Below are 15,642 nucleotides of genomic sequence, written 5' to 3' on the forward strand. Positions count from 1 at the left end.
CTTTATCTGTGTGCCCGGGCCCCGATTTTATGTTCAGGCGAAAAATCCTGGCCGGTGGAACCTGATGCAACCCTGCGCCGAGCCGAATGACGCCCGCTCAACGCGCCGAACACGATGGCCGGGCCGATGGTGATACCAGGTCCGGGATATGCGCCGCCCATGATCGACTGCAGGTCATTGCCACAAGCATAGAGGCCTTCGATGACCGACCCGTCACGGCGCAGAAGACGTCCATGCTCATCCCCCACCAAACCGGTTGCCGAGCCGATGTCACCCGGCCAGAGCCGGATGGCGTAGAAGGGAGGTGCGTCCAGCGCACCAAGGCTGGGATTGGGGCCATGCGCCGGATCGCCATTGGCCTTTTCATAGACCGTCGTGCCGCGCGCGAAATCGGTATCGGCACCCGTTTTCCCGTACGAACTCATGCGCGCCAGGCTGTCCTTGAGACCTTCGGCATCGATGCCAAGCTTGGCGGCCAGCTCTTCCGGCGTTTTTCCTTCGGTGAGATAGCCGTCCGCCAGGAAAGGCCGGATACCTGCACCGCCCGGCCGGATCATACCCAATCCATATGTCTTCAGCGCTCGCGCATCTGCAACCAGATAGACCGGTATGTGGCTACCTTCCTTGTTGATGGCATACATGGCCGAAACAAAGCGGTGATAGCTCGTGCTTTCATTGACGAACCGGCGGCCGTCACGCCCGACGGAAATGATGCCGGGCTTCGATCGATCAAAGACGAAATGCGGGAAGACTGCCATCGAACCGTCCTTGCGGCGGCGGCGCGAAACCGGAGCCCAGAAGCACGGCTGCGACGCGGTCTCGCCATGAAAAGCTCCGGCCGCGAAGGCCAGGTCATGCAAAGCGCCGGTACTGCCTGGAGCGGACGGCGAGAATTCCGGTAGTGGACGCGGCAGTTTTTCCGGCCGCAACCTCTTGTGCTGGGCAAAACCGCCGGATGCCAGGATGACGCCGCCCGCAACGTCAATTTGCCGCTCGATGCCCTTCTGCCGCAATCTCACTCCGGTCACACTGGTTCCACTCATGACAAGCGAAGTCGTTTCGGTCTCCGTCAGGATGGTCACGTCGAGTTTCAGGGCCGCCATCAACATCCGCCCGATCAACGCATTGCCCATGACGAGCCTGGTGCCGCGACCATGGCGCATCTTTCCGAGGTAATAACGGGCGATCAGCTTCGCCGAATAGGCCGCCGACGTGACGGATTTCCCGAGTTTCATCAGATGGGCGATGTCATCGCGATCAACCATCATGCCGCCAAGCACAGTGAATTCCGGGATCGGCGGGCGGATCAACTTCAGGTCATCGCCAAGCGCCGCCGCCTCGAACGGCAATGGCTCCAGCGCACGTCCGAAACTCGAAGCCCCCTCCAGTTCGTACATGTAATCCGGGTGAAAGGGGCGAGCACGAAACTTTACGTCGGTCTTGTCTTCGAGAGTATCAATAACGCCAGGCCCGGCGGCAAGAAATGCATTGCGGAGCACCGCCGAACTTTGATTTCCGACAGCACGCTCCAGAAACCGCGACACTTTTTCATAACTGTCGTTTGCGCCAAGCGCGACCGAATGGCGTGTCAGAGGTATCCATGTCGTTCCCGCGGAAAAGGCAGCTGTGCCTCCAAGATGCGCGCACCTTTCGACCAGGAGCACCCGCGCGCCTTCAAGCGCCGCCGAGATCGCCGCCGACAGCCCTCCTGCGCCCGCCCCGAGGACAGCCACGTCATACGTCCGACTGGATTCGCTCAATGTCCGGTGCATGCGATTATCTCCCGCGTTTTCAGGCGGCGGATACTCAGTGATGGGCCAGAATTTCACCAAGAAACGCCCGTGTCCGCTGATGCTTGGGGGCACGGAAAAAGTTCTCGGGATCGTTCTCTTCGACAATCTCGCCGTCAGCCATGAAGATCACGCGATCGGCAACCTGGCGCGCAAAGCCCATTTCGTGGGTCACGCAGATCATCGTCATTCCGTCGCGGGCGAGCGATACCATGGTGTCGAGAACTTCCTTGACCATTTCCGGATCCAGGGCCGAGGTAGGTTCATCGAAAAGCATGGCCTTTGGCTCCATGCAGAGTGCCCGGGCGATCGCCACGCGCTGTTGCTGGCCGCCGGAAAGCTGCGCCGGGTATTTGTCTGCCTGATCGCCGATGCGAACCCGCTCGAGATATTTGCGGGCCGTGGCTTCAGCTTCGGCTCGCGACAACTTTCGCACACGCATCGGGGCGAGAATGCAGTTTTCCAAAACCGTCTTGTGCGGAAACAGGTTGAATTGCTGAAACACCATACCGACCACGCGACGCACGGCGTCGATGGCTTTTTGGTCGTTATGCAGGCTGTGCCCTGCCACGACGATCTCACCGCCATGGCTGACTTCCAGCGCATTGATGCAGCGGATCAACGTCGACTTTCCTGACCCGGATGGCCCGCAAAGCACGATCTTTTCGCCCTTTGCAACTGTCAGATTGATGTTCTTGAGCGCGTGAAAAGTGCCGTAATATTTTTCCACGTCGCGCATCATTACCATGGGCTGGGCGGTTTTGGTCTCGTTCGGATGTGTCACGGTTCTTTTCCTTTCTACCTGGAGACGCCGGCTGACATGCGCCGCTCGATGTTTCGACCCCACAGCGACAGTGGCCAGCACATGGCGAAATACATCGCACCCACAACTCCGAAGACGAGAAGCGGCCTGTAAATCTGATTGGAGACGATCGATCCGGCGCGGGTCAGTTCGATAAAGCCGACAATCGCCGCAAGCGAAGTCCCTTTCAGGAGTTGCACCAGGAATCCGACCGTCGCCGGGAGGGAGAGTTTGAATGCTTGCGGCATGATCACGTCGATCATGAGGCTGCGGGTATGAAGGCCAAGTGCCATGGCTGCCTCCGTTTGGCCCCTTGGAACGGCCTGTATTGCGCCGCGCCAGATATCACCGAGGAAGGCCGATGCGTGCGCGGTAAGCGCGATGCCGACGGCGGCCCAGGCCGGTAGGTTGAAGCCGAGCAAAGGCAGACCGAAATAGGCGACGAACAGCTGCATCAGCAGCGGCGTGCCCTGGAAAAGACCGATCCAGCCGATCGCAATCAAGCGGATCCACGTCACCGACGATACACGCATAAGTGCTACAATAACGCCGAATGCGATCCCGCCAACAAATCCCATGGCTGTCAGGACGAGCGTCCAGGCGAGGCCTTGTAACAGGTAGGCAAACTCTTGCGGTCCCATCTCGTATCCTCCTCAACGTTGCGGGTAATTGAAGGCGCGGCGGCCTATTTCAGCCAGTAGCCACATCGTGGCCAGCGAGATGACCAGATAGATCCCCGTCAGCGTGAAATAGGTTTCAAAACTGCGGAAGGTTTCCGCCTCGATACGCTGCCCGACGGAGGTCAGCTCGTAAGCGGAGATCGAAGTGCAAATCGAGGTTGTCAACGTCAGCAGGATGAACTGGCTGGACAGCGACGGATAGATCGCGCGAATTGCGGGCTTCAGAACGATGAAGCGGAAGACTTCATGTTTGTGCAGGCCGAGTGCAAGTCCAGCTTCCGTCTGCCCCGTGGGTATGCTTTCGACGCCCCCACGAATGATTTCTATGGCGTAGGCGCCGCCGTTCAAGCCGAGGGCGAGGATAGCAGTAATGGTAGGATTGAGCCTGACGCCGGCAAGAGGCAGGGCGAAGAAAATGAAGTAAATCTGGACCAGGAACGGCGTGTTGCGGATAACCTCGACAAACGCCGTTACCAGAAAGGACGGCACACGCATCTGGGCTCTGAGGATCGCAACGCCCAGCACACCGATGACTGTAGCAATGGACATGCCGGCGATGGCGAGGAACAGGGTTCCTAACGCCCCGAACGCCAGACTTTGCCACGCATCGGTGACCACGCTGAAATCAAGTGTCATTCTCTACCTCCCTGCGTTGCGCCTCAGTCCCAATCGGGTTCCCAATCGAAGCGGGTATAACGTTCGCCACGAGCAAGGCCGTGGATGGCGGCCATATCTTCGGGCGATAGTTCGAAATCGAAAATGTCCCGATTGGCGATAATGTTCTCAAGCTTGGAAGAGCGCGGAATTGCCCCGACATTTTTCTGCTGGATATGCCATCGCAGTGTGATCTGGCTCGCCGACTTGCCGTATCTGCGGCCAAGATCATTGAGGAGATCCGACGCAAAGACCTTGCCGCGCGCTATCGGCTGATAGGCATTCAGCAGCATGTCGGCCCGGCGCATGCGTGCGAGCAGTTTCTCCTGCGACAGAAACGGATGATACTCGACCTGATTGCAGAACAGCTCTGCCTTGTGCACGTCGAGTGCTTCGTCCAGAAGCGCGATGGTAAAATTGCTGACACCGATCAGCCGGGTCTTTCCCTGTGCCTTCGCGTCGGTAAATGCGGCAAGTGTCTCGCCAAGCGGAATGTCCTTGGCGGGCCAGTGAACCAGAAGCAGATCGACCTGATCGAAGCCGAGCCTGTCCAGGCTTTCATCGACACGGCGCGCGACTGTTTCCGGCGCCAAATCGTCGAACCAGATCTTGGTCGTGACAAAGAGTTCCTTTCTTGGCACGCCGCTGGCCCGCACGGCGCGGCCGACTTCTACCTCGTTGCCGTAACGGATTGCCGTGTCGATCTGGCGATAGCCGAGTTCTATCGCTGTGCGGATCGCGGCCTCACCTTCTGGGCCCTTCAGCTCGAATGTGCCGAAGCCGAGCACCGGTACCGTTTCGCCTTGAATTGTTTTGGTCATCAGATCGCTCATCGGGCACTCTCGGCAAATACGGGTTTCAGGACATTCAGTGAGGCCTGCTTCGCCCGTTCCGCCCAAACGCCGGCGACAAACCGGCCGACTGGTGACAGCTTCCTCGTCATGCCGCGGCCCTGCCCTCAGCCAGCATTTCCGAAAGTGTCACCGTTCGGTCCTCACGTGCTGCCACATCGACCGCGAGGGTCGCGGCAAGCGTCGACATGCCATCGCGGGCGGTGATAAGCGGTTGCGCCTCGCCGCGAATGACAGCGACGAAATGGGCGAGCTGGTTCACATAGGTCAGCGATCCATCGCCCGGGCGATGTTCGCGAACCAGCGGATGCTGCCAGTGATCGTTCTCGTTGGCATGGCGCCAGAGATACATGTCAGAGACCGAAAGAGCGGCCTTACGTCCTGCCAGGAACAGGCAAGGTCCGGGCTGCGTCGGATGATAGAGCGCCTGGCCCGACGTATATTCCCAGGCCCAGGGGCTGACCGCCCCGTCCGAAATCAGGAATGTGCCAAGGACGCCGTTGACGAAGCGGATCGAGATACTGGCCGTATCCTCAACCTCGAAGCCGCGCCGCGCGGACGAGGTGAAAGCGCGGATGCTTTCGATCTCGCCGACGAGATACCGCAGGACGTCTATGTCGTGAATCAGATTGATGAGAAGCACGCCGCCACCAATCTTCCTTCGCCATTCCGTGTTGAAATAATCGTCGGGCTTGTCGAACAGCGTCATACCGTTGACAGCAACGAGCGGGCCGAGTTCACCCGCATCGATTGCGCGTTTCGCGGCGCGGATGTCGGGGCTGTGGCGACGCTGATGGCCAACCAGAACCGGAACGCCTGACCGTTCCGAAGCCTCAACGATGCGGGCAGCGGCCGAAAGGCTTTCCGCAATCGGCTTCTCGATCAAGCTGGGCACGCCGCGCTCGATGCAGGCCAGTGCCGCCGGCGCATGGAGGTGGTTCGGCAGCGCTATGATCGCGCCGTCGGGTTTGGCTTCGTCCAGCATAGTGTTGTAGTCGACCCAGTGGGGAACGGACAGGCGAGCGGCCAGCTGCGCCGCTTCCGGCGACGGATCGCAGATCGCTGCAATCTGCGCGGTCGAATTCGATACCAGCAGTTCGGCATGCTCGCGGCCGATGAGGCCGGCACCCATCAGGGCAATGCGTGTCATGTTGTCATCTCCGCTATGGCGCGCAAAGCGAGTCGGTAACCGTAGGCACCGAAGCCGGCCATCACAGCCGTCGCAGTCGTCGATACAAGCGACTTGTGATAGATTGCTTCGCGCTGATGTATGTTAGAAATATGCAGCTCGATCTTTGGACCGGCGAAGGTCTTCAATGCATCGAGGATGGCAATCGACGAAAAGCTGAAACCGGCAGGGTTGATGATGATCCCGGCGGCCTCATGACGGGCCGAATGGATCGACTCGATGATTTCGCCTTCAAAGTTCGACTGGCGAAAGTCGATGGTCAGTCCGAGTTCGGCCGCATCCGCCATGCACCAGCTGCGGATATCGTCCAGCGTGGTATGGCCGTATATATCGGGCTCGCGCTCACCGAGAAGGTTGAGATTCGGCCCATTCAGAATGAAAATATTACGCATATCGAAGTTCCCTGCGGCTGATCGGGAGCGCGGCTGCGTAGAGCGGCCGCGCTCCCATTGCGTCATCACGTCAATGAAGATCGTTGCAGCCGTTATTGTACGGTGAACGGAACACCCTCTAGCTTTTCAGGGAAGTTCGGCAAATCCTCACCGAGCCACTTCTTGTTGATGGCCGCCAGACGGCCGTCAGCGCGGATCTTGTCGATGAACTGGTTGAGCCAGTCATTGATTTCCTTGTCGCCGAGCTTGGTAGTGACGCCCATCCACTGCTCGTTGAAAACGACCTTCTGCTCGAAATCATTGCCAGGAGCGGCCTTGTCCAGGTTGATCTTGTAGGTGGTGTTGCCGCCGATGGCGTCGACCTGTCCGGATACAAGCGCCTGCATATTGGAGCTGTCATCGTCGAAGCGGCGGATATTCGGAACATCGCCGAGCGCTGCCGTAATCGCCTTGTCCTGCGCTGCGCCGCGCGGCACGCCTATACGAAGGTCCTTGGCGTCCTCGATGGTCGTGATCTTGTTCTTTGCGCTGGACAAAAGAATGATCTTCAACCCGGCATAGGGCTTTGTGAACTGTACCGCCTTGGCGCGATCGGGATACATGCCCATGACGGCCATCTGCAGGTCGACCTTGCCGGTCAGAAGGTTTGGAATACGGGCAGCAACGGCGTTCGGTACGAATTCGACCTTCACGCCCATTTCTTCCCCGATGAGATTTGCCACGTCGACATCGTAGCCGATGTTTTTGCCGCCGGCATCGATGGAGCCCCAGGGCGCCTGTTCACCCATGACGCCGACGCGGATGACACCGGCTTCCTTGATCTTTTCCAGCGCCTGCGCATGGGCGTTGGATGCAGCGAGCGCCATGGTGACCCCTGCCACCATCGCAAGTGCTGTGGTCCGAAATGAAAAATTACCCAACATGAAAAGTCCTCCTCTTGTTGCCGTTGGTCAAATTTTTTGGAGCGGCAAAACTCCTCTTTTGCCATTTGGCGTCGCCAAAGGCGTCTTTCGAAGCGTCGACCCGCTCGATCTCTATATTTCTAATTCGGCCCTCGGGTTCACCTATGTGTCCAACCGCCTCAAGACGATGACGGGGATGATACTGCGATATCTTGCTCCGGATGGGCATCAGGACCTCGCTGCCATCGACCGATAGTGAGAAACAGTATGCGAAATGCCTTCGCGGAGCGGCGTAAAAGGCATTGCTCCAAGCAGCGTACGATTGTCGGTCGGAGCGATGTCTGGCGCCATCGGAACGGCCGGTCCGGCGAAATCGATCCTTGCTCCCGGAACTTCGTCCACGATCGCCGCGATCACATCGGGCACATCTTCCGTAGCGCCGCCCAATGAAATCGCGTGGGCGCCTTCAAATGACCGGGTTGCCGCTGCGGCAAAGGCGGCCGCCACGTCTGCGACAAAAACCAGATCCTGCGGACCGGAATAGCCGATCGTATAGGCATTGCCCAAAACTGCTTCGCGGCAGGCGATCGTCGGTCCGGCTGTAAGCCCAACCTCGCGGCCGGGGCCATAAACGACCGTAGGGCGCAGCCCGATGCTGGCGATGCCGGCATCGTGCCAATAGGCGCGCGCGCTGCCCTCACAGGCAAGCTTGAAGGCTCCATAGTGCGTGACTGGATAAGGTGCGGCGCCGTCATCGGGACCGAACACCGCCGCACTGCTGGCATAGGCAACACGCCGGATTCCATTGGTCTTAGCCGCTTCGAAGACGTTCAGCGTCCCGATCAGATTGACCTTGGCGCCAAGAATGGGATCGTTCTTGCAAGCCGGGGTAAGCAGTGCCGCCAGGTGAATAATGGATGAACAATCACGTGCTGCCTCGTTCAGGGCATCGCCATCGGTGATGTCGCCCTGGAACCACTCGACGCGATCCGCCTGCTCGCCGGCAATCTCCCGCAGGATCCGGCGGTCGACCGCGCGGTCGAAGATGCGGACCGCATGACCCTGCGCGGTCAGCGCCTTGAGGATCCAGCCGCCCAGGAAACCCGCACCGCCGGTGACTAATATCCGCGTCATGAGCGAGCCCTCATGTCTTCAGCCGTGAGGGAAAATGCCGTTTCATAGATATTGCTGACGGGGCCGGCCAAAACGCCGGTGGCAAGCGCCAGCCGCTCGGCCTCGGGCAAGGCGGAGTGCAAACCTGGGCTGGACGAGCCCTCGATCAGGATCACGACATCAAATCCCGTCTCGCGCATTTCCTTGCGCAACTCGGTTTCGCGTGTGCGCACGCTGGAAACCTCGTTGCGGGAAACACCGATGTGAACGCTGGAGACGCCACGCACGGCGAGAATGGCTTCGGCAAGCAACTGCGCCTTTGCCTTCAACTGCTTTTCGGCATCATTGCCCGCAAGGTCGAAGCGGATCGTCGCCATGCTGCCGCCATCGCCGTTGCCCACTGTCGCGATCGTCTCGCAGGCAACGCGCAGGAAATTCTGGAAGCTTGGCGCAATAGCTGTTGTCCAGGGCGTCGGGTTGTTGAGGCGCTCGAGATAGTCGGGTGATCGGAAGGTTTCGAGGCTTTCGCCCGCATAGATCGTACCGAAGGCGTAGCGGGACGCATTGGGCGCGTGCAAGCGCTTGCCCGTGGTGAAACCAGGAATGGACAAGCGTTCCGGCATATGTTCGCGCGTATGCCATTCAATGTAGTCCATGACAGCGCCCTCGGCGATGTCATGCCACATCACGAGAAAGGCAGAGCCCTTCAGTCCCATTCTTTTTCTCCTCCCATTCGCCTTGTCCGTTGCTGCTCCCGCTTGACAAGCAGGCCGTTTCCGACCCATGTAGGCTACTAGAATGTTAGTATGTTGCAAATGTCAAGCGCCACTTTTTGGCAAACAGACGTTCAGGGACAAGATTGGGAGACCAAATGACGGAAAAAGAAACACCACGCGTCGCAATCGTAACGGGAGGAGCAGGCGGTCTCGGATTTCCGATCGCAGCACGTCTGGCAGCGAAGGGCCACAAGGTCGCCCTCTGGGATATCAATCGCGAGAGCGTCGAGGAAGCGGCAGCAAAACTGCCCGGCGCGAAAGGTTATGTCGTCGACGTGACGGACGCAGCGGCCGTCGATGCGGCAATGAAAGAAGTCGTGGCCGACATGGGGCCGCTTGGCATTCTCGTCACCGGCGCGGGCCATAACGGCCCAGTCGAAAGCTTCGCGAAATACCCATTGGACGGCTGGCGGTTTGTCATGTCACTCAACCTCGACGCGGTTTTCATCTGCTGCCAGGCAGCGGTCCGCGAAATGCTGAAGACCGGCTATGGCCGGATCGTCAACATTGCCTCGATTGCCGGCAAGGAGGGCAATCCCAATGCAGTGGCCTATTCCGCATCGAAGGGAGGCGTCATCGCCCTGACCAAATCGGTCGGCAAGGAACTCGCAACCACCGAGATCCGGGTGAACTGCGTCACGCCTGCGGCAATCGAAACCGAGATGATGAACCAGCTGACGCCGGAATTCCGGGCCTATGTGACCGCGAAAATTCCTGTCGGCCGACTGGGCCAGGCCGATGAGGTTGCAGCGCTCGTCTCGTGGCTGGCTTCGGAGGAATGTTCGTTCTCCACGGGGGCAGTCTTCGACGTCTCCGGCGGCCGTGCGACCTATTGAGGCCTGACATGTACAAGCAGTATCCACTTTCACTCGCCTTCCTGACCGTACAGGGCTGCCCGCCACTCGAGCACGTGAAGGCAGCCGCCGGGTCCGGCTACGATATGGCCGGGCTGCGCCTGATCGCTCCGCATGGCCTGGAACTCGCCCATCCGATCGTCGGAAACACGTCCCTGATCCGGGAAATCAAAACAACGGCCGCGGATCTCGGGATATCCTTCTACGACGGCGAAGTGTTCACGCTGTTGCCGGGGACCGATGTCGAAAGCTGGTTGCCGGTGATCGAGGTAGCAGCTGAATTTGGCATGCCGGTGATGCAGATCACCTGTGAAGACCCTGACCTTTCCCGGGCGGGCGACAGGCTTGGCCGGATTGCCGACACCGCAGCACAGCACGGCATGAAGATGGCCATCGAATTCATGCGTTGGCGCTCCACCGCAACGATCCAGGATGCTGGCCGCCTTGTGGCAGCATCGGGACGCGACAATGTGGGGATTCTCCTCGACGCCTTGCACCTGTCGCGGTCCGGTGGAAGTCCTGCCGATGTCGCTGCTTTGCCGGCGGGCCAGGTTCTTTACCTTCAGCTCTGCGATGCCCCTGCCCTGCAGCCAGCCGACAATGCCGCCTGTATCGCGGAAGCAAGAACCGGGCGAATGTTTCCAGGCGACGGCGGACTGTGGCTGAACGAGCTGATGTCCGTCCTGCCGCGCGACATTACCATCAGTGTCGAGACGCCCCACAAGGGCGATTCGACATTGAGTTTCGCCGAGCGGGCCGAAAAGGGAATGGCGGCCACACGCCGTTTTCTTGACGCGCTCGAGAGCTGATGGCAACGGAGTTATTGAAGACTATTGCTTTCGTCGCGGCCTGCGTCATAGAGGACTAGCATTGCTCTGCACGATGGATGGGTACCGGCGAACATTAGGAGGACCGTAGGAATGGATCAAAGGCCACGATCCTCGCTGGGCGTTCGGGTAACCGAGAGATTGCGGCGGGCTATCCTCGATGGTGAAATCGAACTGGGCGACGCCTTGTCCGAAGACAAGCTGGCTACCACTCTCGGCGTCAGCAGAAGCCCGGTCAAAGAGGCCTTTGCGACGCTCGAACAGGAGGGATTGCTCGATGTTCGTCCCCAAAGAGGCAGCTTCGTCTTCCTGCCGACGCATGAGGACACGGTGAACCTCTGCGAATTCCGCAAGATGATTGAAATCGAGGCACTGCGGCTCGCAATGCAGAGCCGGCGCGACGAAACCCTGACAGCCATGCGTACCGCAGCGGACGACATGAATGCCGCCTGTGAAGCCGGCGACGACCTGAACAGCGCGCGCGCCGACGGGCGCTTCCACGACGCTTCGCTCGAGCATTGCGGAAATCCCTACCTCATCAATGCCTACCGGCTCGTATCGAGCAAAGTAGCCGCACTACGCTCACACCGCTCGACGCTCCCAACGCGCAAACAGGCGAGTGGCGAACATCTTGCCATTGTCGCAATGCTGGAGGCCGGAGATATGGTAAAGGCACTCGAATTGCTCAGCACGCATATTCTGATGATGTCGAAGCGATACGGCATAGGGACAGAGCCTGCGCGAAGCTCGGGAAGCCGGTCCGCCCGCAGCCCGACACTGGACCATATCGGACCGCTTATCGACTGAGCGGCCGTTGGGGTTCATCGACCGCCGCAGCGGTTCCAGCCCCGCCCCGCGTCGCCGAAAGCTTCGTAGCCGTCCGCCGTTACCGCAACCGTGTCTTCCAGCTTTATGAAACCGAGTCGCGGATGCTGCCAGGTCGTTTCGATCGACAACACCATTCCCGTCTCAAGTGCCAGACCACGATGCGTCGCTGGATACGGGATCGGCCCGTCATCGAGAAGCCGCGGTGCCTCGTGGGAAACCAGTCCCATCCCATGTGCAACGAAACTCATGCGTCCGTCCCGTTTCGCTGACATGAGCGGCGCGGTTGCCGCGAAGATATCCTGGCCGATGGCCCCACTGCGTATCGGTCGTCTGGCTGCTTGCTGTATCTCTTCGATGACTGCCAGCGCATCTTCTAGCTCTGGCGAAGGCTGGCCGAGGATGCCCATGCGACAAAGATCGCCGATGTAGCCGCGATAGTTTCCGCCAGAATCGAGCGATACGATATCGCCTTCCTGCAAACGTTGATCCGAGGGGGCACGGTTCTGGCTGGTTCCCGCGGTGATCAGGCAATACTCGAACACCAGGTCGCGTTGCACCTCCTCCCGGCGCAGAATCTCGACGATATCCTGCTTGGTCTGGCCCGGCTCTATACGGGAAAACGTCGCCGTAATGGCGTCGACCACGCGCTCCGATGCCTGCCTGAGATCAGCGAGTTCTGCGGAGGTCTTCACCGCCCGCAGCGATTCCAGAGTTTCGACGCAATCCGAAATGTCAGCATGCGGCAAACCCGCGCGAAGCACCTGAAATGCGTCGGCCGGCAGGAAACCCAGTTCCACTCCGATTGAGGATACCGGAATTCCGGAAGCCTCTATACGTTCGAGGCAGTAGTGCATCGAATCGACAGACCCCCGTGCCTTCAGGTCGAGGGTGCCCGGCCAGAAACGGCCGAGATCACGCTCGTAACCTTCGTTGGGATTGCCTATATAGGCGGCAAGATCGGGACGACCTTTGGGATAGATCAGGATTGGTAGATAGCGGCTGAGGCCGGTCGCATCCATGTAGTCGAACATGAAAAAGCGATAGCCGCCGAGCAGGTACTGAACATTGTGCTTCGACGACACGAGAAGCACGTCGAGCCCGCTCTCCTGCATCAACCGATCAAGCAATGCCGTGTCGAAAGGCGGCGCCGCTGTCGTCCGTGAAGCAATCATCGTTTCCTCCATCTTCACGCCTGGACGACCCGCAATATGGCGGCTTCAACCTGCTGCGCGTGTGGGCCGGGTCGTTCGTGCAGCGTCCAATTCGTCCATGAATGCCCGGCAGGTTTCCAGTGTCAGCTTGCTCCACTCCGATGGTCCCATGGCCGCAAGCCTGGAATGACTCGGCACCTCGACACTGACGATCAGGTTGTCGGGCAGCGCCGCTATGATGCCAGCGACATCGACGCCGCCCTCGCCCGGCAACAGCCGCTCCTGCCTTGCGGTGAACAGCAGCTCCTCCCGGCTCGCGGGAATTCCCGGCGGCGCATCACAAATCTGGAAATAGCTCATGCGGGTGGGATCGATCGCGGCGATGTCGGCAAGCGTTGTCTTGGAGCGTGCCACATGGATGAGATCGATCAGCATCTCGCCGTTTGCGCGCGCGGCCTCTGTGACGATACGGCTCGCCGTGGCCGCATTGTTCAGAGTCGTCCAGGGCGTGAATTCAAGATTGATCGTCAGGCCGAATGGCGCCGCAGCGTCGCAAAGCAAACCATAAGTTTCGGTCATCCGCGCCCCATCCGGATCGTCGCCAGCAACAACGATGGTGCGGGCACCGACTTTTGCCGACGCCTCCAGCATGGGAAGCCAAAGCTCGACCCCCGACACTCCATCAATGCGGGCAATCTCGACATCCAGTACCTTGACGCCTGTGTCGTCGATGCGCAGCAGCGTTTCGCGAAGCATGGCTGGATCGTTCATCAACGGAAAGGCTTGGCCGCCCGGCAGAGTAGGCATCATGCGGATGCCGGCCAGATCGTATCCTGCCTCGGCAGCGAATTCGATCATCTTTGGCGGGCTGGTCTCGAGCGTCATGTACGAAAGCGAATACAGCCTGCCCATGCATTTAATCCCTTGATTGTCGTCTACGAACGGTTCCAGCGGTTGAACATGCTGCCCGCACGCCACCGCATCTCTCGATACTGTTGACATACAGTACCTCATTTGACAAGCATTCCATGCAACAGGTTTGGAGGACAATTCAATGAAGGCACTGGGGTTTCTGGGAAAGGGAAGCATGGATTATGACGATGTTTCCAGCATCGACCGTGGGGAGGTCGATGCCACGAAACTAGTGCTGCCGAATTGATGGCTTGGTTTCCGATTTTTTCTGAATCCAAGACCTCCAGCCGACCACTGGACGCCCGCGGTATTTAGGGTACAACAAAACCATGAGCGAACAGGAACACGCAGGCATCAAGGCCAACAAGAACATCAACCCGATGAAGAAGAGCCCGATCAGCCGGCAGCAGTCGCTTGCCGCTATCGTGGCCGATCGGCTCAAGGCATCGATTCTCAATCGCGAACTGTCACTTGGCGAGGCACTTTCGGAGGAAAAGATTGCCGCCGCCATGGATGTCAGCCGCACGCCTGTACGCGAGGCGTTGACGATTCTGCAGTTGCAAGGATTGATTGTCATCCTGGCGCGCCGCGGCAGCTTCGTCTTCAAGCCGAACCGCGATGAACTTCATTCACTCGTGGAATATCGCCTCCATCTCGAGATGTTGGCGGCCGGCTTGGCCGTTGAACGGGCGCCCAAGGCGCTGTACGGCGCAATGATGGATGCGATCGCCGTGATGGGGAAAGCCCGCGCAGCCGACGATGCGTTGGCCTATGCCGAGGCCGATACCCGCTTCCACGACGCCATGTTCGAACACTGCGGCAACCCCCTGTTTGCCGAAGCTTTCGAAATCGCCGCTGGTCGCATCGCGGCCCTTCGCGCCCATCTCTCCGAGCAGCTTGGACTGCATCGGCAGAAAACCTTCGAAGAGCATCAGCAGATGGCGGAGGCGGTCAAACGGCAGGATATCTCGACCTTACGCGAGCTGCTCCAAGCGCATATCCAGGCGATGGAACCGAACTACGCCAGCGCGCTGGCAATCCTATAGCCGTAGCGGCGGACCGACACCGGACGTGTGGTCGGCCAGAAATGGCCTCCACAATCGCCCGGAACCGCTTCCGAAAGGTCTCAGGCGGGCGATGTAACCTTCACGTCGGCCACAGTCGCTTCGATATGATCGATGAGATTGTCCGGCAGTTTCAGGCGCCCGGCAAGCAGATCGAGATAGCCGCGCTCGGCCCGCGTTTGCGGATCGATAGCCAGACGCGAAGCGGTATAGAGTTCGACCTTCTGCGCATCGGTAACCGCCGCCGCGACCAGTCCGTCGACATCGACAGGCGAGGACAGCTCGTTTTTGAGAAACTCCTGCGTATCGCTGTTGATGCCGGAGAGTGACAGTTTCTCGATGATGCGCGCCTTTTCGGTCTCGTCCACCATGCCATCGGCACGGGCTGCTGCGATCATGGCGCGTACCAGCACCAGTGCAAACTCATGTTCACCCTGTGGCGCTGTTTCGGGGCGGAAGCTTGAATCGTCCGGCGGCGGCGCAAGCTCGCCAGTCGAAGCTTGCGTTGCTTCAGCGGGAGCCTTGCCCGACTGGTAGTTCTGATAAGCCTTGTAGGCGAGCCCGGCGACAGCCGCGAGACCGCCAAGTTTCAGGGCACTGCCAGCCACCTCACGGCCAGTGCCGGTGCCGAGAAGAATCGCAGCTAGCGCGCCAGTGGCGAGCGGATTGTCCTTGGCAAGTTGCGTCGCCTTGCCGGCCGTGTCGCGAACCGATGTTCCAACTCCGGGAACATTGCTTCCCAGGAAATCATCGAGAATCTTCTTCGGATCAAGCATGCGTCTCTCCTCATGGCTGCATGAATTGGCTCCGCTTAGTTAGGACCCGGTTCATGGCATTGCAATGACAGCAGAGGAATT

Annotated in this window: 18 protein-coding genes; 5 read left to right on the forward strand and 13 right to left on the reverse strand. The window is 59.5% G+C overall.

All coding sequences use genetic code 11. The features are described 5' to 3' along the window. Positions 1 to 2: 2 nt before the first annotated feature. The 8 genes from FHS21_RS08625 to FHS21_RS08660 all read right to left on the reverse strand — a co-directional run bounded on the left by FHS21_RS08625 (position 3) and on the right by FHS21_RS08660 (position 7,281). Entirely contained in the window at positions 3 to 1,772 is a 1,770-nt protein-coding gene (locus tag FHS21_RS08625; RefSeq protein ID WP_183661649.1) for an FAD-dependent oxidoreductase, read from the reverse strand. A gap of 34 nt (positions 1,773 to 1,806) precedes the next feature. Continuing rightward, a complete protein-coding gene (locus FHS21_RS08630) occupies positions 1,807 to 2,538 on the reverse strand; it encodes an amino acid ABC transporter ATP-binding protein (RefSeq protein WP_112531710.1) in 732 nt (243 codons plus the stop codon). A 50-nt stretch (positions 2,539 to 2,588) separates the two neighbouring features. Beyond that, positions 2,589 to 3,233 (reverse strand): amino acid ABC transporter permease, encoded by a 645-nt coding sequence (locus FHS21_RS08635; protein ID WP_112531663.1) that lies wholly within the window; start codon positions 3,231 to 3,233, stop codon positions 2,589 to 2,591. A 12-nt stretch (positions 3,234 to 3,245) separates the two neighbouring features. Continuing rightward, entirely contained in the window at positions 3,246 to 3,908 is a 663-nt protein-coding gene (locus FHS21_RS08640) for an amino acid ABC transporter permease (protein ID WP_112531664.1), read from the reverse strand. Between the two features lie 23 nt (positions 3,909 to 3,931). Next, a complete protein-coding gene (locus tag FHS21_RS08645; RefSeq protein WP_183661651.1) occupies positions 3,932 to 4,747 on the reverse strand; it encodes an aldo/keto reductase in 816 nt (271 codons plus the stop codon). Positions 4,748 to 4,865: 118 nt separating this feature from the next. Beyond that, entirely contained in the window at positions 4,866 to 5,927 is a 1,062-nt protein-coding gene (locus tag FHS21_RS08650) for a Gfo/Idh/MocA family protein (RefSeq protein ID WP_183661653.1), read from the reverse strand. Then, positions 5,924 to 6,358, reverse strand: a complete 435-nt coding sequence (locus tag FHS21_RS08655; RefSeq protein ID WP_112531666.1) for a type II 3-dehydroquinate dehydratase — start codon at positions 6,356 to 6,358, stop codon at positions 5,924 to 5,926. The genes FHS21_RS08650 and FHS21_RS08655 overlap by 4 nt, the downstream gene beginning before the upstream one ends. A 92-nt stretch (positions 6,359 to 6,450) precedes the next feature. Continuing rightward, a complete protein-coding gene (locus FHS21_RS08660; protein ID WP_112531667.1) occupies positions 6,451 to 7,281 on the reverse strand; it encodes a transporter substrate-binding domain-containing protein in 831 nt (276 codons plus the stop codon). Here FHS21_RS08660 and FHS21_RS31480 point away from each other — a divergent pair. After that, a complete protein-coding gene (locus FHS21_RS31480) occupies positions 7,280 to 7,516 on the forward strand; it encodes a hypothetical protein (protein ID WP_183661654.1) in 237 nt (78 codons plus the stop codon). The two genes, FHS21_RS08660 and FHS21_RS31480, sit on opposite strands and share 2 nt — an antisense overlap. On the opposite strand, the gene FHS21_RS08670 is transcribed toward FHS21_RS31480, so the two are convergent. Next, complete coding sequence (locus FHS21_RS08670; RefSeq protein WP_183661656.1) at positions 7,489 to 8,394, reverse strand: NAD-dependent epimerase/dehydratase family protein; 906 nt, start codon at positions 8,392 to 8,394, stop codon at positions 7,489 to 7,491. The genes FHS21_RS31480 and FHS21_RS08670 overlap by 28 nt on opposite strands. Next, complete coding sequence (locus FHS21_RS08675) at positions 8,391 to 9,089, reverse strand: hypothetical protein (protein ID WP_183661659.1); 699 nt, start codon at positions 9,087 to 9,089, stop codon at positions 8,391 to 8,393. The genes FHS21_RS08670 and FHS21_RS08675 overlap by 4 nt, the downstream gene beginning before the upstream one ends. Positions 9,090 to 9,244: 155 nt before the next feature. Between FHS21_RS08675 and FHS21_RS08680 the strand changes: the two genes are divergently transcribed. The 3 genes from FHS21_RS08680 (at position 9,245) to FHS21_RS08690 (ending at position 11,637) form a co-directional block, all read left to right on the forward strand. Beyond that, positions 9,245 to 9,985, forward strand: a complete 741-nt coding sequence (locus FHS21_RS08680) for an SDR family NAD(P)-dependent oxidoreductase (protein WP_112531671.1) — start codon at positions 9,245 to 9,247, stop codon at positions 9,983 to 9,985. Between the two features lie 8 nt (positions 9,986 to 9,993). Beyond that, complete coding sequence (locus FHS21_RS08685; protein ID WP_162702037.1) at positions 9,994 to 10,812, forward strand: sugar phosphate isomerase/epimerase family protein; 819 nt, start codon at positions 9,994 to 9,996, stop codon at positions 10,810 to 10,812. Positions 10,813 to 10,923: 111 nt separating this feature from the next. Next, positions 10,924 to 11,637, forward strand: coding sequence for a GntR family transcriptional regulator (locus FHS21_RS08690; RefSeq protein ID WP_112531673.1), 714 nt, complete (start codon positions 10,924 to 10,926; stop codon positions 11,635 to 11,637). Between the two features lie 14 nt (positions 11,638 to 11,651). Here the strand turns inward: FHS21_RS08690 and FHS21_RS08695 are convergent, their stop codons facing one another. Further along, positions 11,652 to 12,830 (reverse strand): M24 family metallopeptidase, encoded by a 1,179-nt coding sequence (locus FHS21_RS08695; RefSeq protein WP_246410920.1) that lies wholly within the window; start codon positions 12,828 to 12,830, stop codon positions 11,652 to 11,654. Positions 12,831 to 12,875: 45 nt separating this feature from the next. Beyond that, the gene (locus tag FHS21_RS08700; protein WP_183661660.1) at positions 12,876 to 13,721 is read right to left on the reverse strand and encodes a sugar phosphate isomerase/epimerase family protein; all 846 of its coding nucleotides are present in this window, start codon (positions 13,719 to 13,721) and stop codon (positions 12,876 to 12,878) included. A gap of 329 nt (positions 13,722 to 14,050) precedes the next feature. On the opposite strand from FHS21_RS08700, the gene FHS21_RS08705 reads away from it, so the two are divergent. Beyond that, on the forward strand, positions 14,051 to 14,767 hold the full coding sequence (locus FHS21_RS08705; protein WP_183661661.1) for a GntR family transcriptional regulator: 717 nt from the start codon (positions 14,051 to 14,053) through the stop codon (positions 14,765 to 14,767). Positions 14,768 to 14,847: 80 nt separating this feature from the next. Here FHS21_RS08705 and FHS21_RS08710 read toward each other — a convergent pair whose 3' ends face one another. Continuing rightward, positions 14,848 to 15,561 carry a tellurite resistance TerB family protein gene (locus FHS21_RS08710; RefSeq protein ID WP_183661662.1) on the reverse strand — a complete coding sequence of 238 codons (714 nt, stop codon included), beginning with the start codon at positions 15,559 to 15,561 and terminating at the stop codon, positions 14,848 to 14,850. Between the last annotated feature and the right edge of the window lie 81 nt (positions 15,562 to 15,642).

Source organism: Phyllobacterium trifolii, assembly GCF_014192095.1.
Taxonomy (GTDB): Bacteria; Pseudomonadota; Alphaproteobacteria; order Rhizobiales; family Rhizobiaceae; genus Phyllobacterium; species Phyllobacterium trifolii.